General features: G+C 61.6%; 15 protein-coding genes and 1 rRNA gene. 14 read left to right on the top strand and 2 right to left on the bottom strand.

All coding sequences use genetic code 11. From position 1 onward, the window contains the following. Window positions 1-170: 170 nt before the first annotated feature. The 7 genes from rrf to pgaD all read left to right on the top strand — a co-directional run bounded on the left by rrf (window position 171) and on the right by pgaD (window position 9361). Window positions 171-286: ribosomal RNA gene (gene rrf, locus FGE05_RS28605) — 5S ribosomal RNA — on the top strand. Between the two features lie 192 nt (window positions 287-478). Then, window positions 479-1114, top strand: coding sequence for an NADH:ubiquinone oxidoreductase subunit N (locus tag FGE05_RS28610; RefSeq protein WP_139650247.1), 636 nt, complete (start codon window positions 479-481; stop codon window positions 1112-1114). Window positions 1115-1270: 156 nt separating this feature from the next. Next, entirely contained in the window at window positions 1271-2776 is a 1506-nt protein-coding gene (locus FGE05_RS28615; RefSeq protein WP_139650249.1) for a YdgA family protein, read from the top strand. Between the two features lie 237 nt (window positions 2777-3013). Then, window positions 3014-5494 carry a poly-beta-1,6 N-acetyl-D-glucosamine export porin PgaA gene (gene pgaA, locus FGE05_RS28620; RefSeq protein WP_139650251.1) on the top strand — a complete coding sequence of 827 codons (2481 nt, stop codon included), beginning with the start codon at window positions 3014-3016 and terminating at the stop codon, window positions 5492-5494. Between the two features lie 12 nt (window positions 5495-5506). Then, window positions 5507-7504 carry a poly-beta-1,6-N-acetyl-D-glucosamine N-deacetylase PgaB gene (pgaB, locus tag FGE05_RS28625; protein ID WP_139650252.1) on the top strand — a complete coding sequence of 666 codons (1998 nt, stop codon included), beginning with the start codon at window positions 5507-5509 and terminating at the stop codon, window positions 7502-7504. 1 nt (window position 7505) lies between these two features. Continuing rightward, window positions 7506-8861: a poly-beta-1,6-N-acetyl-D-glucosamine synthase gene (gene pgaC, locus FGE05_RS28630; RefSeq protein WP_139650254.1), complete on the top strand. Its 1356-nt coding sequence runs from the start codon at window positions 7506-7508 to the stop codon at window positions 8859-8861. Next, complete coding sequence (pgaD, locus tag FGE05_RS28635; RefSeq protein ID WP_139650256.1) at window positions 8858-9361, top strand: poly-beta-1,6-N-acetyl-D-glucosamine biosynthesis protein PgaD; 504 nt, start codon at window positions 8858-8860, stop codon at window positions 9359-9361. Before pgaC ends, pgaD begins: the two co-directional genes overlap by 4 nt. A gap of 112 nt (window positions 9362-9473) precedes the next feature. On the opposite strand, the gene FGE05_RS28640 is transcribed toward pgaD, so the two are convergent. Next, a complete protein-coding gene (locus FGE05_RS28640; RefSeq protein ID WP_139650258.1) occupies window positions 9474-11009 on the bottom strand; it encodes an FAD-dependent oxidoreductase in 1536 nt (511 codons plus the stop codon). A 139-nt stretch (window positions 11010-11148) separates the two neighbouring features. Here FGE05_RS28640 and FGE05_RS28645 point away from each other — a divergent pair, with 139 nt between their 5' ends. Further along, window positions 11149-11709, top strand: coding sequence for a YbhB/YbcL family Raf kinase inhibitor-like protein (locus FGE05_RS28645; protein ID WP_139650260.1), 561 nt, complete (start codon window positions 11149-11151; stop codon window positions 11707-11709). A 79-nt stretch (window positions 11710-11788) separates the two neighbouring features. Then, window positions 11789-13102: an MFS transporter gene (locus FGE05_RS28650; RefSeq protein WP_139650262.1), complete on the top strand. Its 1314-nt coding sequence runs from the start codon at window positions 11789-11791 to the stop codon at window positions 13100-13102. A gap of 31 nt (window positions 13103-13133) precedes the next feature. Here FGE05_RS28650 and FGE05_RS28655 read toward each other — a convergent pair whose 3' ends face one another. Further along, complete coding sequence (locus FGE05_RS28655) at window positions 13134-14012, bottom strand: LysR family transcriptional regulator (protein ID WP_139650264.1); 879 nt, start codon at window positions 14010-14012, stop codon at window positions 13134-13136. A gap of 107 nt (window positions 14013-14119) precedes the next feature. Here FGE05_RS28655 and FGE05_RS28660 point away from each other — a divergent pair, with 107 nt between their 5' ends. From FGE05_RS28660 to FGE05_RS28680, 5 genes are all read left to right on the top strand, one after another. Continuing rightward, the gene (locus FGE05_RS28660) at window positions 14120-15121 is read left to right on the top strand and encodes a zinc-dependent alcohol dehydrogenase family protein (protein ID WP_139650266.1); all 1002 of its coding nucleotides are present in this window, start codon (window positions 14120-14122) and stop codon (window positions 15119-15121) included. Between the two features lie 188 nt (window positions 15122-15309). Beyond that, window positions 15310-15891 (top strand): hypothetical protein, encoded by a 582-nt coding sequence (locus FGE05_RS28665; protein ID WP_139650268.1) that lies wholly within the window; start codon window positions 15310-15312, stop codon window positions 15889-15891. 144 nt (window positions 15892-16035) lie between these two features. Then, window positions 16036-17715, top strand: a complete 1680-nt coding sequence (locus FGE05_RS28670; RefSeq protein WP_139650270.1) for a VWA domain-containing protein — start codon at window positions 16036-16038, stop codon at window positions 17713-17715. 238 nt (window positions 17716-17953) lie between these two features. After that, a complete protein-coding gene (locus FGE05_RS28675; protein WP_139650271.1) occupies window positions 17954-18526 on the top strand; it encodes an RNA polymerase sigma factor in 573 nt (190 codons plus the stop codon). Then, window positions 18523-19137 (top strand): hypothetical protein, encoded by a 615-nt coding sequence (locus FGE05_RS28680; RefSeq protein WP_139650273.1) that lies wholly within the window; start codon window positions 18523-18525, stop codon window positions 19135-19137. The genes FGE05_RS28675 and FGE05_RS28680 overlap by 4 nt, the downstream gene beginning before the upstream one ends. The last annotated feature ends 50 nt before the right edge of the window (window positions 19138-19187 follow it).

A 19187-nucleotide genomic window follows, 5' to 3' on the forward strand; every position in this document is an offset into this window, starting at 1 on the left:
GAAACGATGCATCGCCGATGGTAGTGTGGGGTTTCCCCATGTGAGAGTAGGTCATCGTCAAGATTAAATTCCGAAACCCCTATCTGCTGATGCAGGTAGGGGTTTTGTTTTAGTAGAAGTTATCGATTTTCGCCGGCACGTTGCTGTTGAACGGGCTGGTCACAGAATTTCTTGACGACCATAGAGCGTTGGAACCACCTGATCCCATCCCGAACTCAGCAGTGAAACGATGCATCGCCGATGGTAGTGTGGGGTTTCCCCATGTGAGAGTAGGTCATCGTCAAGATTGAATTCCCAGAACCCCTGTCTGCTGACGCAGACAGGGGTTTTGTCGTTTTGGGCCGGTAATCGGATCGTGCCCCTGATTACTGCCGACACCCCGGCAAACCGTGGGGCCGTTGCTATGCTGTGAGAGTCGGGGACTGGCAAAAAAAGAGTCCGCGACGTCAATGCGTCACTGGTCATGGGGATTCCAATAATGAAAAACCCTTATGTTCCCGGTTTCTGGTGCGCCATCGCGGCGTTGGTGCTGCTTTCGGCCACTTATTTCTATGGCGTCATGCTGACTCACCAGATCGAAAAAGCGCTGATATTCCTGGACAGTGCATCTGCGCTGATCGGCGTGATATCCATCGCCATCGTTGCCTGGGCGTCGCTGCAAGGGCAACGCATCAAGAAGAAACACCTGGGACAGGGCAAGACCCTGGTGCTGATCTGGGACACCAAGGTCGCATTAAGACGCGTCGAAACGGTGTTCGATCGTTATTTCTGGGGCAGCTACTGGCAGCCTGGTCGTACCTTCCAAGAGGTCATGGGTGAACTCACAGGCACTCCGCTGGAAAAAAGTCTCGAAGCCCTGAAAATCCAATGTGCCGCTCTGGACAAACAAATCGCCCAGGACGGCTGGCATTGGCTGAGCAATGCCCGTGAGCTATGCGATGTGGCCAATGCCATGGCCCGTGAACGTTATCAGTTGGATTTCTGCGACCCTCGTGCAGAGTCATCGGGCGCGGCGGTCATCAACCGCGATTTCGAGGTGCTGGTGTACACCTGGACAGCACGGCTCAGGACTTTCGACCATCAACTGGACGAAATTGAAGTCCAATATTCGTAGACCACCTCTCAAGAATTTGCTTTATCCCCTTTAAACATTGGGCCCCCAAGGGTGCCTGATGGTAATCTCCCCCCCTCTTTACGGCGTCAAGCCATACCCTTCGCGGGTCAGGGAAGACGACGGCTTTTTCAACCATGGATATCGATCGGGTCACTTATGAATAAATCAGCAAGCGTACTCTTGGGAATCGTTGTAGCGATCGGAGCTGTCAGTGCGGGCGGCGCCTGGTACACCGGGACCAAGCTTGAGGGCGTGCTGCAAACTGCCATTGCCGAAAGTAACAAGCAGATGGTGACTGCCTTGGCCGGCTCCAACAGCTCGTCCTCCATCGAACTGGTTTCGCTGGATCGTGGGATCTTCAGCAGCACCGCTCATTATCGTCTCAAGGGTGAAGGCGATATGTTCGGTGGCGAAGCGGTGGAGCTGCTGGTCGTGGACAACATCGAACACGGTCCGCTGCCTTTTTCCCGTCTGATGACCCTCAAGTGGCTGCCGGTCATGGCCACCAGTCATGCCGAAATCGAACGGACCCCGCTGACCGAAAAATGGTTCGCCGCCGCCAAGGACAAGTCGCCGGTCAAAGGTGTGTTCAACCTGGGTTACGACCAATCGGTCAACGGCACGCTGGAATTGCTGCCGCTGGACGCCAAGCTGGATGAGCAGTCCCAGGTCGTCTTCTCCGGCCTGAAACTCGACCTGGCCGCCAATGCCCAGGCACAGAAGATCAAGGCGGACGGCTACATGGACAGCCTCAAGCTGACCAGCGTCGCGGAGGATCAGAGCCCGGTACTGGTTGAACTGAATGGGCTGACCCTTGCCAGCAACCTGAGCAAGAGCACCTACGGCTATTACATGGGCGATAACGCCCTGATTCTGAGCAACCTCAAGGCCAGCTTCGGTGAGCAGAAGTCGGTGGTGGGCCTGAAGAATATCGAGATGAAAAACAGCAGCACCGAAAGCGGCACCAGCGCTTCGGGGCGTGCCGATTACAAGATCGGTGAGTTGTCGTTCAACGATAAGACCATTGGTGCCGCGCAGATGGCAATCAGCGCGAAGAACCTCGACATTCCCGCCACCATGTCGCTGATGCAGGTTTATCAGGCCAAGTTGCAACCCTATGAAAAAGCCGCCGCCGAAGCCGCTGAAGCTGGCGAGCCCGCTCCGGAACTGAACCTGACCGAGGCCGAAGAGGCGAAGGTCAAGGCCGACCTGGAAAAACTCCTGGCCGCTGGCCCGCAGATCGCGTTGGAGAATCTGTCGTTCAGTACCGCCAGCGGTGAAAGCCGTGCGAGCCTGGTCGTCGATCTGGCCAAGCCGCAATCGATGGACCTGCCGCCTGATGAGCTGGGTCGTCAGTTGCTCGCCCTGCTGGAATTCAACGTGAAAGTGTCCAAGCCGATGCTGGTGGACCTGGCGACCGTGCAAGCCCAGATGGAAGGTCAGACTGACGCCAAACTGATCGCGGATCAGGCCCTCGCCACCAGCGATATGTTCAGCGCCATGGCAGTGGGTACGCAGCTGGCGACCCTGGAAGGCAACGATGTGGTGACCAAGCTGCGTTATGCCAATAATCAGGTTGATTTCAACGGTAAGAAAATGACGGTCGAAGAATTCACCACGTTTGTGATGAATCAAGTGGGTGGCGGCGTCGCCGTTCAGTAACAGCGTTTAGCAACATCTGGAACCGGTCCGTGCCTTGCGCACGGGCCGGTTTTTTTTCGCCTTTCGATAGGAGCCGAATCTGTATCGATTCTGAAGAATTGTGGCGTTCTCAAAAATGCAGCGCCCCGCGATGCAAGACTAGGCCCATTAGAGCTTGGCTGGATTTCTTTGATCCGGCTTCCTGTTTGATGGGCAAGGGGCACTGCGACCCGGCTGGCCATGTAAGGATGCTGACGAATGCCGCGTACTGTGGGTCCTCTTATTCAATGCGGTTTGCGCCCGTTGTTTGGCGTCGTGTTGTGCAGCCAGTTGTGCTGGCCGGCCTTCGCATTCGCCGATACCACCTATGACCAGATGGTGCTCGACGCCCGTGCCGGCCATTACACGCCTGCGTTGACCCTGTTGCGTCGGGTACCGGCCGGACAGGCCAGTGCCGCCCAGACCAGTGATTATCTGCAGATTGCCAGTTGGGCCGGCCTCGATACTGAAGTGGTGCAGGTCTATGAAACTCAGGGGCGCCACCGCAACCTGCCAGTCCAGGCGCTGAGCGCAACGGCTCGTGCCTACCGCAATCTCAGGCGTTGGGATTCGGCCGCCGAGCTGTACCGCCAGGCGCTGCTGATCGAACCCCAGAATCCTGACCTGCAACTCGGCCTGGCCTTGACCCAGGCCGATGCCGGCAAGCCCGATGAGGCCGTCGCTCGCGCAAGGGCCATGGTCGCCGCGAAGCCTGAAGACCCGACGCGTCGGATGGCCTTGGGCTATGCCTTGACCCGCGCCGGTAACCCTCACGGAGCGCTGTTCGAATACGACCAGGCGCTCTCGCACGCTGGCAGCAGGCCCGAAATCGCCGGGGAATACATCAATGCCCTACAGCGTGCACGCCTGCCGGAGCCGGCATTGCGGCTGGCCCGTCTTCAGCCGGGTCTGATTGACCGCGGCGTGCAACGGCGGCTGGAAGGCGACGTGGCGGCCGAGCGGGTTCGCTTGGCGGACATGGCCAGTCGCAGCGAAAAGGACCGCTTCGTCATCGCCGATCGTGCCCTGGCCGATTACGATAAGTTGCTCGCCGCCTGGACGCCGGTGCCCGAAGCCCATGATGACGTGCTTCGCTGGCGAATCGACCGCATGGGTGCGCTCAACGCCCGGGCGCGTAGGGCGGAAGTGATTGCCGAGTACCAGAAGTTGATCGCCGAAGGCGTGAGTATTCCCACCTATGCCTTGCGCTGGGTGGCGTCCTCCTACCTGGAGCAGCGTGAGCCGGAGATCGCCGTCGACCTGTACCGACGGGTACTGAGCGCACCGGACGCCGATGCCGCGGATCGCTTTGAAGACAGTACCGCCCTCTATTACGCGCTGCTGGAAAGCGAAAGATCCGAAGAAGCCCGTGCCTTGGCCGAGGACCTGGCGAAGTCCCAGCATCCACGAGTCGAGCTCAAGGGCTTGCCAATCGGCAACCCCAACGACGAGTGGATGGATGCTCAACTGCTCGCCGCCCAGTCCGGGACCTATGGTGCCGATCTGCCTACCGCGGAGGCGCGCCTGGAAACCCTGGTCAATCAAGGGCCCGGCAATATCGGCCTGCGGCTGGCCCAGGCTGATCTGTATCAGGCCCGGGATTGGCCGCGCCGTTCGGAGAGCCTGCTCAAGGAGGTTGAGGCGACCACCCCGCGCAACCGGGACCTGGAAATCGCCCAGGCCCGCGCCGCCATGGATTTGCAGGAATGGCGGCAGTTGGATGTACTGACCGACGATGTTGTTGCTCGTTACCCGGAAAACGCCCACGTCAAACGCTTGCAACGCCTGCGCGATGTGCACGACATGGCTGAACTGCGCATCGAGGCCTACACCGGCAAAAGTTATGGCGGTGGCAACGGCGATGCCGGTGCGGTGACCGGCAGTCGGGACTTCGGTGTCGAAACGTTGCTCTATAGCCCACCCATCGACGAGGACTGGCGGCTGTTCGGCGGCGTCGGCTATGCCACGGGCGACTTCGAGGAAGGCACCGGCCATCATCGCTGGCAGCGCCTGGGTGTGGAGCGTCGCAGCCGTGACATGACCCTGGAAGCGGAAGTCTCCAACCATGCCTACGGCTCCGGTGACAAACAGGGCGCGCGCGTGGCGTTGGCCCGGGATATCGATGATCACTGGCAGTACGGCGGCAGCCTGGATTACCTCTCGGCCAACACGCCGCTGCGTGCCCTCAACAGCGGCATTAGCGCCAATGGCGGCAGCGGTTTCATCCGCTGGCGAGCCCATGAAAGCCGCGAATGGCGATTGACGGTCAGCCCGTCCCACTTCAGCGATGGCAACAACCGTCTCGAAACCCTGCTGACCGGCCGCGAAGGTCTCTACAGCACCCCGCGCCTGCAACTGGAGCTGGGTCTGGAGGTAGCGGCCAGCCGCAACAGTGGCTCCAACGAAGTGCCCTATTTCAACCCCAAGTCGGACCTCGGCGTGATGCCGACCCTCACGGCCAACCATGTGCTGCATCGCCGTTACGAAACCGCATGGAGCCAGCAATTCCAGGTCGGTGCCGGCAGCTACAGCCAGCGCGACCACGGCACCGGCGCCATGGGACTGCTCGGGTACGGCCAGCGTTTCCTCTGGAACGACGTGCTCGAGGCCGGTGCCACGCTGAGCTGGCTCAACCGCCCTTACGATGGCGATCGTGAAAGCGATCTGCGCCTGCTTGTCGACCTCACCTACCGTTTCTAGAAGAGTTTGAAAATGCCTGTCATTTCGCGATTCATCCTTCTGCTGGGGGTCTTGCTGATCAGCGCGTGTGCCCAGCAGGCCCCGGCATTCACGCCGCCCTCGCAACGCCCCCTGGCGGCCAACGATGAGCCGTGGCCGAAGAACCATGTGCTCGGCATCGCCTATCACGACGTCGAGGACCTCGATCCGGACCAGGCGCTGGTGGCTGTGCGTACCGAACGACTGATCGAGCAACTGGCGTGGCTGCGGGAAAACAACTACCAGCCGGTGACCGTGGACCAGATCATCAACGCCCGTAAAGGCGGCCCCGAGCTGCCGCCGCGTGCGGTACTGCTGAGCTTCGACGACGGCTATGCGAGTTTCTACACCCGCGTAATGCCGATCCTGCGCGCCTATAACTGGCCGGCGATCCTGGCGCCGGTGGGCAGTTGGATCGATACGCCGCTGGACCAACCGGTGGATTTCGCCGGGGTGCCGCGCAAGCGTTCCGAATTCCTGACCTGGGAGCAGATTCGCGAAGTGTCGAAATCGGGTCTGGTGGAGATCGCCGCCCACACCGACGCCAATCACAAAGGCATCCTCGCCAACCCGCAAGGCAACCAACAACCTGCGGCCACTACCCGGCGCTACGATCCCGCCACCGGTCGCTATGAAACCGAGGCCGATTTCCAGGCTCGCCTGCGCAAGGACGTGGCGTCGATCTCCGAGAAAATCCGCAAGGTCACCGGTTACCGTCCGCGAATCTGGGTATGGCCTTACGGGGAAGCCGATGGCACCGCGCTGCAGGTGATCGACAGCGAGGGTTATAAAATGGCCCTGACCCTGGAGGACGGCCTCGACAGCCTCGGTAACCTGATGAGCGGGCCGCGGTTTTTGGTGGCCTCCGATCCGGATGGCGCGCATTTCGCCGAAAGCATTGTTTCCGTGCAGACGAACGACCCGATGCGGGTGGTCCATGTCGACCTGGATTACGTTTACGACCCCGACCCTGTGCAGCAGGAAGCCAACGTCGGCAAGTTGATCCAGCGCATCTATGACCTGGGCGCCAACACGGTATTCCTGCAGGCCTTCGCCGATCCAAAAGGCGATGGCTTGGTGCGTTCGCTGTACTTCCCCAACCGTCACTTGCCGGTACGGGCCGATCTGTTCGACCGGGTCGCCTGGCAGTTGCGCACACGGGCCAATGCCAAGGTCTATGCCTGGATGCCGGTGCTCAGTTTTGCCCTGGATGCGAAGCTGCCGCGAGTGCAGCGCTGGGATCCGGAAACCGGCAGGACTGGCATCGCCCCGGACCAGTACGTGCGCTTGTCGCCGTTCGATCCGAACGTGCGCAAAGTCATCGGCGAAATCTACGAAGACCTGGCGCGGTTGAGCTCAGTGGACGGGGTTCTGTACCACGACGACGCCGTGTTCTCCGACTTCGAGGATGCCGGTCCCGCGGCCCTGAAAGTCTACGCCGCCAATGGCCTGCCGACGTCCATCGCCGCCCTGCGTGAAGACCCGGCAGCGATGCAACGCTGGACCCGCTTCAAGAGCCGCTACTTGATCGATTTCACCCGTGAGCTCACCGCCAAGGTCCGGGCGATTCGTGGTCCACAGGTGCTGACGGCGCGCAATATTTTTGCCGAACCGATGCTCAATCCCGACAGCGAAGCCTGGTTCGCCCAGAACCTCGACGACTTCCTCGGTGCTTATGACTGGACGGCACCGATGGCCATGCCGTTGATGGAGAAACAGACCCGCGCGCAGTCCGGCCCATGGCTGGAGCGCCTGGTCCAGACCGTCAAGGCCCGCCCCGGTGCCCTCAAGCGCACGGTGTTCGAATTGCAGGCCCGTGACTGGGACAGCAAGCCGGCCAGCGATATCGAGGGTGAACAACTGGCCGACTGGATGGGGCGCCTCAAGCGCCAGGGTGCGACCAGTTTCGGCTACTACCCGGACAACTTCATCGAAGACCAGCCCGCGGTGAAAACCGTGCGGCCGGCGCTCTCCAACAAGTGGAATCCTTGACATGCTCGACAGACTGCTCGCTCTGCTGGTGCTGGCGATCGTCCTTGGAGTGCCCCTGGGCCTGATCTTCCTGGTCACTGGGCAATTCCTGATGGACTTCGTGTTCTTCTACCCGCTGTTCATGTCCGGCCTGTGGATCGCCGGTGGCCTGTATTTCTGGCTGCACTGGGAGCGCCACTGGCCGTGGAAGGACGACACTCTGCCGCCGGCCCTGGCCGGCGAGCCGCTGATCAGCATCCTGGTGCCTTGCTTCAATGAGGGCGACAACGTCGCCGACACCATTCACGCGGCGCTGGGCCAGCATTACCCGAACATCGAAGTCATCGCCATCAACGATGGCTCCAAGGACAACACCGGCCAGGTCCTCGATCTATTGGCGCTGGAAGATCCGCGCCTGCGGATCCTGCACCTGGCGGAAAACCAGGGCAAGGCCGTGGCTTTGCGCATGGGTGCCATTGCGGCTCGCAGCGAATACCTGGTGTGCATTGATGGCGACGCACTGCTGGCGCCCAATACCTGCGCCTACTTGGTGGCGCCGATGCTGGAGAATGCCCGTCTTGGCGCCGTGACCGGCAACCCGCGTATCCGTACCCGCTCGACATTGGTGGGTCGGGTCCAGGTCGGCGAGTTCTCCTCGATCATCGGCCTGATCAAGCGCACCCAGCGGATCTTTGGACGGATCTTCACCGTCTCCGGCGTGATCGTCGCCTTCCGTCGCACGGCCCTGCACAGGGTCGGCTACTGGAGCCCGGACATGATCACCGAAGACATCGACATCAGCTGGAAGCTGCAACTGGACCATTGGAGCATCTTCTACGAACCCCGTGCGCTGTGCTGGATCCTCATGCCCGAAACCTTGCGCGGCCTGTGGCGGCAACGGCTGCGCTGGGCCCAGGGTGGTGCCGAGGTGCTGTTCAAGAATATCCGCGGCATCTGGCAATACCGTCATCGCTACCTGTGGCCGCTGCTGTTCGAATATTGCCTGTCCACGGGGTGGGCGTTCACGTTCCTGCTGTCGGTGGTGTTCTGGGGCGCGGGTAAATTCGTCGAGATGCCGGCGGCCATCGCGGTCGATCATTTGATGCCGCCGGCCTTCACCGGCCTGTTGCTGGCGGTGGTGTGCCTGGTCCAATTCGCGGTGAGCATCCTCATCGATCGCCGTTACGAAAAAGGCCTGTGGCACATCATGTTCTGGGTGGTCTGGTACCCGTTGGTGTTCTGGTTGATCAGCCTGTTCACCACCCTGGTGAGTTTTCCGAAGGTCTTGTTCGGGCAGCATCAGAAGCGTGCGCGCTGGGTCAGCCCGGATCGGGGTATCAAACCGTTTGGTGATGATGAAGAGGAAGTGATCCGATGAAAATTATCAGGACCCGGCAAAGGCCTTTTCTGGTGCTCATCGATGTGTTCTTCACGGTGCTGGCATGGGTTGGGCTGCTGTACCTGCTGGTCAATGGGCTCTGGCCGCTGTTCGACAGTCACGCCGGGCCGCGCTTCGGCGGAACGTGGCTGGATACCCTCGGGACGTTGCAGATCTACGGTTGGGTGGCACTGGTCAACGCGGTCATCCTGATTGCCTGGGCGCGTTATCAGCAGCGCAAGAGTCGAAGCTTCGCCCAGCGTCGATTGCCAGCGCCGGTCGTCGACGATCAGGGTTTGAGCGACAGTTTCAAACTGACTGACGAGCGCCTGGACACCCTGCGCCGGCCGGGCTCCAAAATCATCCATAACAACCAGGAGGGTGACATCAGCCATGTCGTGCCGCACTTTCATGTGCTGAGCAAGGAACTGCAACCGCCGCCCCTGGCGCCGTTTGAGCCGACGCGGGTTATCCAGCTGCCGGCCGATCATTCGATGTAGAGGCCGCCGACGCCTTCGCGAGCAGGCTCGCTCCCACAGGGATTGGTGTGAGCCCAAGTTTGTAGGCAACGCAGCTTAATGTGGGAGCGAGCCTGCTCGCGAAGGCGATAGGTCAGGCGCTTGAAAAATCCCGGATCAACCGCCACGCCTCGTCCACCGGCAGCGGTTGTTTCATGCGTTGGGCCAGCGCCGCCATGGCTCGGCCTTCATCGCAGGCCACAGCCGCGGCAACCAGGCCATCCTTGCCCAACAGACCAATGAAGGGCGGATGCTCGGGGGTGCCCTTGAACTGCACCTCATCCCATTGTTCGGCATGGCCGAGGTAGTCGTAGCGTTTGTCGAAGTGATAGGTCCAGAAAAACGGCACATCCAGGTAATGTTCTTCACCACCGAGCATATTCGCGGCTGCGATCCGGGCCTGTTGCTGGGCCAGGCGCCAATGTTCGATTCGCCGGGGCTGGCCGTTGAGAGGAAAGGTCGCGATATCACCGACGGCCCATACGCCATCGGCCACGCGCATGCCGGCGTTGACGGTCAACGACTGGTCTTCTTGCCGTGGCAAATCGGCGAACGGTTCGGTGGCCGGGCGCACGCCGGTCCCGACAATCACCAGGTCCGCCGCAAAGCGCTGGCCGTTATCCAGCACCACGGCCTCAACCGTGCCGGCACCTTCGATGCGCGCCGCTTCGCCCTCGCTGTGATACACCACGCCGTTGGCTCGATGCCGGGCGAGGATGGCCTGGCCGACGCTGTCGCCCAACTGCGCCGCGAACGGCACGGGATGCCGGGCCAGGACAGTGACGCTCAGCTCCCGTTTGCGCAGCGACGAGGCGACTTCCATGGCAATGAAACTGTCACCGATAATCACCGCCCGTTGCCCCGGCCGGGCACTGTCGAGGATGTGCCTTGCGTGCTCCATCGAGCGCAGCACGAACACCTGCGGCAAATCGATGCCCGGCAGGTCCGGGGTCTTGGGCGTTCCGCCAGTGGCAATCAGGGCTGCGTCGTAGCTCAGCGTCTGCCCGTCGGCCAGGCGAATCTGGCGAGAGGCGCTATCCAGACCGATGACCTCGCCGTGAATCCGTTCGATGCGTTGCTGGGTGAAGTAAGTTTCATCGCGCAGTGCGGGGGTCTCGTCGACGGTCATGTCACCGGCCAGGACGTATTTGCTCAGCACTGTACGGTCATACCCGGCGTCGGGCTCGCGATCAATCATCTGGATCCGGCCGCCGAAGCCTTTATTGCGCAATGCCGCAGCGCATGCCGTACCGGCTGCCCCGGCACCGATGATGACAAAGGCGCGTGGGTCGTCGGCCGGCGGGATTTTCTCGTCGGGCAGCGGTTGATCATCGACCCAGATGTCGCCGTCGCGCACCTCGACGTGGTAGCGCTCCAGGCTGTCGAGGGCCGGCGGTTCGCACAGGGCGCCGTCTTCAGCCCGAAATGCCGCCTTGTGCCAGGGACAGATCAGCCGTCCGTGACACACCGCACCCTTGGCCAGCGGCGCACCAGCGTGCGGGCATTTGCCCTGGAAGGCGCGTACCTGATCGCCGGTGCGCAGCAGCACGATGGGCGTTTCGTTGATCTTGACTTCGAGGCCGCGGTCTTCGCGTACATCCGTGAAGCGGGCGACTTGATGCAAGGGCATGGTCGGTCCTCCGGCAGGCGTTTCTCGTTGGAGTCGGCTGATTGGAGTGAGGTTCATCATAATTGTCACTGCAACCCGGGCGAAGCTGGGGCTATAGTGCGCAGGCCGTCCATGGCCTGACCCGCATAAGGTGCCCGGTATGACCCGATTGACTTCCCTCACTCCCTGGCTGGCAGCCTTCACCCTGGTGCTGTGCGCACAAGGGGCTGCCCAGGCTGACGAGCGCTTCACCCTCAACATCCCCGGCGTGTCGGATGACCGTCTTTTCACCGCTGCGGCCGCCAGTGATGCCAACAATTGCGGGGGCAAGAACATTTCCCCTGCCTTGAGCTGGAATGCCGGCCCACCGGGCACCCTCAGCTACGCCATCGTCATGCTGGATCCGGATGGCCAAAGGGGTCAGGGCGTGGACCATTGGGTTCATTACGGTATCAAGGCCACTACGCGGCAAATACCGACCGGGGCGGGCAGCAAGTCCACGCTGGAAGGCATGAGCGGTATCAACAGCAAGAATACCCGTGGTTACATCGGTCCTTGCCCACCCATCGGCGACAGCGCTCATCACTACCTGATCCAGCTCTTCGCCCTGGACCTGCCACCGGATGCGTTGCCCGCGGGACTGACCCGTGCCCAGCTGATGGAAAAGATCAACGGCCACGTGTTGCGCAACAGCAGCGTCGTGCGGCGTTACCACCGCTGATCTCTCTCCCTGTGAGCCTTTGTGGCGAGGGGATTCCCATCCCCCCGCCCTTTCAACAACCTGATATTCAAATCTGCCCATGACAGCCATCACCCATCCGCCAGGCGACCGGTTCAGCCGGTCCGACTACAAGACCCTGGGGCTTGCCGCCTTGGGCGGGGCGTTGGAGATCTACGATTTCATCATCTTCGTTTTCTTCGCCCTGACCCTCAGCCAGTTGTTCTTCCCACCGGAAATGCCCGACTGGCTGCGCTTGCTGCAAAGCTTCGGGATTTTCGCCACTGGCTACCTGGCGCGGCCACTGGGCGGCATCCTCATGGCACACTTCGCTGATCGCCTGGGACGCAAGCGGGTATTCAGCCTGAGCATCCTGATGATGGCCTTGCCATGCCTGCTCATCGGCGTGATGCCGACCTACGCACAAATCGGTTATTTCGCACCGTTGCTGCTGTTGGCGCTGCGTATCCTGCAGGGCGCGGCGGTGGGGGGTGAGGTGCCGAGCGCCTGGGTGTTCGTGGCCGAACATGCCCCGCTCCACCATCGTGGCTACGCCCTGGGCTTCCTCCAGGCCGGGCTGACCTTCGGCTACCTGCTCGGCGCGCTGACCGCCACGGCGCTGGCCCGTATCTACACCCCAACGGAAATCCTCGATTACGCCTGGCGCATGCCTTTCCTGCTGGGCGGAGTCTTCGGCGTCATCGGCGTCTGGTTGCGGCGCTGGTTGAGCGAAACACCGATCTTCATGGCCTTGCAAGCCAACCGCGAAGGCGCAGCGGAACTGCCGTTGCGCACGGTGCTGCGGGAGCATCGGCATGCCTTGCTACCCGCCGCCATTCTGACTTGTGTGCTGACCTCCGCCGTGGTGGTGTTCGTAGTCATTACCCCGACCGTGATGCAGAAAAGCTTCGGCATGACGCCTGGCCAGACCTTCGCCTTGAGCAGCCTGGGCATCGTCTTCCTGAACATCGGCTGTGTCCTGGCCGGCCTCATCGTCGACCGCATCGGCGCCTGGCGCACGGTCATGCTCTACAGCGTGTTGCTGCCCCTGGGCATCTTCGTGCTCTACGCCAGCCTGATCAACGGCGGTGCCTGGCTGGGCCTGGCCTACGCCGTGGCCGGCCTGGGTTGCGGCGTGGTCGGCGCGGTGCCTTCGGTGATGGTCAACCTGTTTCCGCCGAAGATCCGCGTCTCCGGCATCTCGTTCACCTACAACATCGCCTATGCGCTGTGGGCCAGTGTCACGCCGCTGGTGCTGATCGCGCTGGTGCCTTGGAGTCCGTGGGTGTGCGTGGGGTATAGCGTGGTGATGGGGGCGGTGGGTGTCGCGGCGGCGCTGTTTTTCTCGCGACGTCCCATGAAGTCGGCGCAGCCTTCATTGGCGTGTGACGCCTAGTCCTGCTCAGGCGCCTCTGCAGGTCCAGCCTTCAAAGGTGTTCACGCAAGAAGTCCACAAACGCCCGGGTACGTGCCGAGCGGCGTCGGTCCTGACTGAATACCGCGTGGATGGGCAATGCCATCGGCAGGTAATGGGCAAGCACGTTGGTCACGGTTCCCTGGTGAACATCGGCGGCGAACAACCACTGTGGCGAAAGCGAAAGCCCTAACCCGGCAAGCACCATTTCCCGGATCGCTTCGCTGCTGTTGCTGGTGACGTTGCCCTTGATCGTCACGTGATGTTGCTCGCCATGGTGGTCGAATTGCCAGGCGTCATAATGTTCCAGCAGGGTAAACCCCAAACAGTTATGGCGGCTCAGGTCGGACGGTTCGAGTGGCGTGCCATGCCGTTGCAAGTAGGCGGGGGAGGCATACACCCGGCGTGTGCTTTCGCCGAGCTTCAGGGCTACCAGCCCTTCGTTTTTGATCCCGCCGATACGGATGGCCACGTCGATATTTTCCTTCAGCACATCCTCATGTTGATCGCTCAGCCTCAGGTCGATCCGAACCTGTGGATGACGCGCCAGGAAGTCCCCCAGCAAAGGCGCAATGCATAGCCGTCCGAAACTCACCGGCGCCGCCACGCGCAGAGGGCCGGCAACCTGCTCCTGTCCGCTGGCGAAACTGAGCCTTGCAGTGTCCAGGTTGGCGAGGATCTCCTTGCTTTGGGCGTAGAAGCGCTGGCCTTGGTCGGTCAACGCCAGATGGCGGGTGCTGCGGGCAAACAGCGCCCCACCCAGGTGTTTCTCCAATCCGCTGATCTGCTTGCTGACCGCTGGTTGACCCAGGTTCAGTTCCCTGGCGACGGCCGAGAACGAGCCGCGTTCCACCACCCGTACGAACACCTGCATTGCCTCGAACAGATCCATGGGATTTGGCCTTTATGAGGAATAAATCCTATCCATTCTTGCTTACTTATCGGAATAGCCCGGCGCTCGCAATATAAACCTACCCACCCATTGGAGGTTTACCCGTCATGAACAACACCATGTCCGCTGCCATCGCCGAAGTTGCCCAGGCGCCACTGGTCGTCCGCTCTATTCCCCGGCCTGTTCCGGGCAAGGGACAGGTCCTGATCAAGGTTCAAGCTGTAGGGATCAACCCGCTGGATACCAAGATCGCGGCAGGAGGTGGTGCCCATGCTCGTCAGCCGCTGCCTGCTGTATTGGGGATTGACCTGGCCGGGACAGTTCTTGAGCTGGGGGAAGGCGTGCATGACTTTATCCCCGGCGAGGAGGTATTCGGCATGGCGGGCGGTATCGGTGGTGCACAAGGTGCCCTGGCCGAATACATTGCCGTCGATGCTCGCCTGATCGCCCCCAAGCCCGCTTCACTGAGCATGCGGGAAGCAGCGGCACTGCCGCTGGTCTTCATCACGGCTTGGGAAGGGCTGGTGGATCGTGCCAATGTCCGGGCCGGCCAGCAAGTGCTGATCCATGGTGGCGCGGGCGGTGTTGGCCAAATGGCTGTGCAGATTGCCAGGGCACGGGGTGCCGAGGTCTATGCCACCGGTTCGATCGACAGCCTGGATTTCATCCGCGAACTGGGCGCGACGGCCATTGACTACCGATCCGAGGACACCGACAGCTACGTACGCCTGCACACCGATGGCGAGGGCTTCGACGTCGTTTATGACACGGTCGGCGGCCCGACCCTGGACGCGTCGTTCAACGCCGTGAAGACTTACACCGGCCACGTCCTAAGTTGCCTGGGCTGGGGGCAACACAGTCTGGCGCCATTGTCGTTTCGTGGCGCGAGCTATTCCGGCGTATTTACCTTGATGCCCTTGCTGACCGGCAAGGGACGCGAGCGCCATGGCCAGATCTTGCGGGAGGCGGCAGGGCTGGTAGAGGCGGGGAAATTGCGGGTCAGGGTGGATCCGCGGCGGTTTAGCCTGGACGAGGTCAATGACGCGTTTGTGCAAGTGGCCGAAGGACGCGGGCAAGGAAAAACGGTGGTGGAAATCGGCATCGAATGATCGGATCTCCCTGTTGCGAGTCATGTGCCAACCAAAGCTCCGGTCCATCACGACCGGGGCTTTTGGCTTCTGGGGGAAGGTCGTCAGGGCAGCACAGTCGCGTAAACAACAAAACAGCTTGAGAAGCCTTCCAGACTCCGTAAAATCCGCCGCGCTTTACAATCAACTCTTCAAGGACGAATTCGGATATGCGCTTTTTTGCCACATTCCTGGCCCTCTGCCTCCTGGCGGGCTGTGCCTCCAAGCCCGATTACTACATTTCTCCCGCGCCGGTAGCGATCCCCAAGACCGCCACTTACTGGATCGATACCTTCAACGTTGAAGTCGTCGGCAAGAATGAACGCTTCCTGCCTGACGAAGCCGTTCGCGAGCAATTGAACGGCGATCTGGTCCTGCGCCTGCTCGATGCCAACCGCTATGCCTCCAGCCGGGAAACAGCGGACTACCTGCTGGATGTAAACACCGTTTACGCGCGCCGCATCCAGGACACCCAGGGCGGCTTCATGAACAAGGTCGTCACCGACGGTACGTACCTTGCCAGCGTCGATTTCAGCTATCAGGTCAAGGTGAAGAAGGCCGGCGCCGAAGTGTTGCACTTTGCCCAGGCCCGTGAGGGGTTGATGCCTGGCGGCGCGATAGGGCAAATGCAGAACATGAAGAGCATGCTGGGCGCGCTGACCAACAAGGGTAACTCCGATGTGGAGGGTTACTATACCGGCGTGTTGAGCCGCTTTATCGTCGATGATCTGCAAGCCATTCCGTCTCGCTAGTCGTGTCTTGCGCCTGGACATCTAGGGTGACCAGGCGCTGCTGTTTCAGTACCCCCAAAAAAAATTTTGCCATCGTTAACCCGAACCGCAAATCCTCCTCGTCTGAGCTTGTGAACGGATCATCCACTCACGAGGTTCAGCCCCATGTCCCGTCCCCGTCCATTTCTTCGTCCTGCAGCCCAGGGCTTCACCGTGACCTTATTGGTGGCGCTGGCGGGCTGTGGGTTGTCTTCGTCCCGAGAGACTGCCGTTACCGCCGAGCCCGCCGCCGCGCCCGCAAAGCCTGGACCGCAACGCGAGATCGCCCCCATGCAGCCCCGGTTCAAGCGCATGGACGTGCCAATGACGATTGGCTCGTATCTGGTGATGGACGATGATGCCGTCACGCGTTACCGCAGCGCGCCCGGGGAGCGATATGAAAACTTGCCAGGCAATCCCGTCCGCAGCGTTGCGCAGAAACCGGTGTCGACCTTCAGCGTGGATGTCGACACCGGCAGCTACGCCAATGTGCGACGTTACCTCACCCAAGGCAGCCTGCCGCCCGAGGGCGCTGTGCGGCTGGAGGAGATGGTCAACTACTTTCCCTACACCTACGCGCTGCCCACCGATGGTTCGCCTTTTGGCGTGACCACCGAAGTGGCGCCGTCGCCGTGGAACCCTCACACCCGTTTGCTGCGCATCGGCATTAAGGCTTCCGACCGCGCCGTGGCGGACCTCGCGCCGGCCAACCTGGTGTTCCTGGTGGACGTCTCCGGTTCGATGGACCGTCGCGAAGGCCTGCCGCTGGTCAAGGGCACGTTGAAATTGCTGGTTGACCAATTGCGCGATCAGGACCGAGTGTCCCTGGTGGCCTATGCCGGTGAGTCCCGGGTGGTGCTCAAGCCGACCTCGGGTCGCGACAAGGTGAAAATCCGCAATGCCATCGATCAGCTCGACGCCGGCGGTTCCACCGCAGGCGCCTCGGGTATCGAAATGGCTTACCAGATGGCGCGGGAGAGCTTTATCGACAAAGGCATCAACCGCATCCTGCTGGCCACCGACGGCGACTTCAACGTCGGCGTCAGTGATTTCGACAGCCTCAAGCAGATGGCAGTGGACCGGCGTAAAAGTGGCGTATCCCTGACGACCCTGGGTTTCGGTGTGGATAACTACAACGAACGCCTGATGGAGCAACTGGCCGACGCCGGCGACGGCAACTACGCCTACATCGACAACCTGCTCGAAGCACGCAAGGTGTTGGTGGACCAGCTCAGCTCGACCCTGGCGGTGGTGGCGCGGGATGTGAAGTTGCAAGTGGAGTTCAACCCCGCCCAGGTCAGCGAGTATCGCCTGTTGGGTTATGAGAACCGCGGGCTGAAACGTGAGGATTTCAGCAACGACAAGATCGACGCCGGCGAAATCGGTGCCGGGCACACGGTGACGGCGTTGTATGAAATCGTGCCGAAAGGGGAGCAGGGTTGGCTGGAGCCGCTGCGCTATGCCAGCCCGCAGCCCAAGCAAGAGGGCAAGGCCGGTGAGCTGGCAATGGTGCGGGTACGCTACAAAACCGCTGAAGGCGGCAGCAGCCGACTGATCGAACATCCCATCGCCAGTGCGCAGGGCGAAGGCAAGGCCAGCGATGACCTGCGTTTCTCGGCGGCGGTGGCGGCTTTTGCGCAGCAGCTCAAGGGCGAGGGACGCTACACTGGGTCGATGAGTTTGAAGGACACCGCTCAGTTGGCCCGTTCCGCCCGGGGCGATGACCCGTTCGGGCTGCGTGCCGAGTTCGTGCAGATGGTCGAGCTGGCGCAGAGCCTCAAGCCCGAGGTCAAACACGGCTCCTGAAGATTAATGGGATCAAAGTGTGGGAGCCGGGCTTGTGGGAGCAAGGCTTGCCCGCGATTGCGGTAAGTCAGTCAGCAGCAATGTTGACGGGGCCATCGTTATCGCGAGCAAGCTTTGCTCCCACAGGTGTTGCGCCGTTTGATCCTTAACTGACCGGCGTTAGAGCAAGCCCGGCTCCCACAGTGGATCGGTGTTGTTTGCAGGATCGCATTTCTATTGGAAGGAGTCCGCTGCCCAAATGCCCACCCCGATTGACTCTGTCAGCGACGAAGCGCTGCTGGCCCGCTACCGCAATGGCGATGGCGCCAGCTTTGAAAGCCTGTATGCGCGGCATCGGCAGGGGCTTTACCGTTTCCTCGTGTCCTTGAGCAACAAGGCCGAGCTGGCCGAGGAAATCTTTCAGGACACCTGGCTCAGCCTGATCCGCAGCAGCACCCAGCCACAAGGACGGGCGAGTTTTCGCACCTGGCTGTTCCAGATCGCCCGCAATCGCTTGATCGATCACTGGCGCCGGCACGGTGTTCACAATCCGTTGCATGACAGCTATGACGAACAGCTTCACGTCCAGTCCGACGACTCCAACAGCCCGGAGCAGCAGTTGAGCCTGAGCCGCGATCAGGGCCGTCTGGAGGCCGCGTTGCAAGCCTTGCCGGAAGACCAGCGAGAAGTCTTCCTGCTGCGCCTGCACGGCGACCTGGAGCTGCCACAGATCGCCGCCCTGACCGGCGTCCCGCTGGAAACAGTGAAGAGCCGTTTGCGTTACGCCCAGCAGAAGTTGCACCGGCTGCTGGCCGAGGAGGTACCCGCATGATTGACTCCCGAAAGACCCCGGATCCCGCTGACGAAGCGCTGATCGAGCATTTCCGCCAACACGCCAGCGGCGAGCCACCTGCCTCCCTGGACGCCTTCATCCTGGCCACCGCCCGCCGCGAAGCGCCGGCGCCCAAGCCAAGCCTGTGGAGCCGCTGGTTGCAGGCCTGCCAACGGCCGCGCTGGCAAATGGCGTTCGCCACGGTGGCGGGCGTGGCGCTGATGATCGGCCTGGTGCTGCGTTCGCCGGTCCCGAAGGACGAACTGGCTGCACCGGCAGCGCTGGATTATTCCGCGGCCCGGCAGGAGCTTGCCGTTGCCCCCGCGCCGGCAGCCCCTGCTGCCTCGGCGCCGATGGCGCGCATGGCGCCCCTGGGCGAACTGAGCCGGGAACCGGAGCAGCCTGTGCAAATTCAGGCGGATGAGCCCATGGCGAAAAAGAGCAAGCCCGTGCCCGCCGCCGCCCCTTCGCTGGAGCAGGGATTGCTGGAAATCCTGCGGTTGCGCCAGGCGGGGGAGACCAAGGCGGCGGATGAGAAGTTGCTTGCTCTGCACAAGCGGTTTCCCAAGGAAGACTTGCCGGCGCGGCTGGAGGCGTTGCGCAAGCGTTGAGTGAACCAACGCCCACAAAAAAGCCCCAAGTCTCGCGACTTGGGGCTTTT

This window comes from Pseudomonas sp. ICMP22404 (assembly GCF_006227205.1).
Taxonomy (GTDB): domain Bacteria; phylum Pseudomonadota; class Gammaproteobacteria; order Pseudomonadales; family Pseudomonadaceae; genus Aquipseudomonas.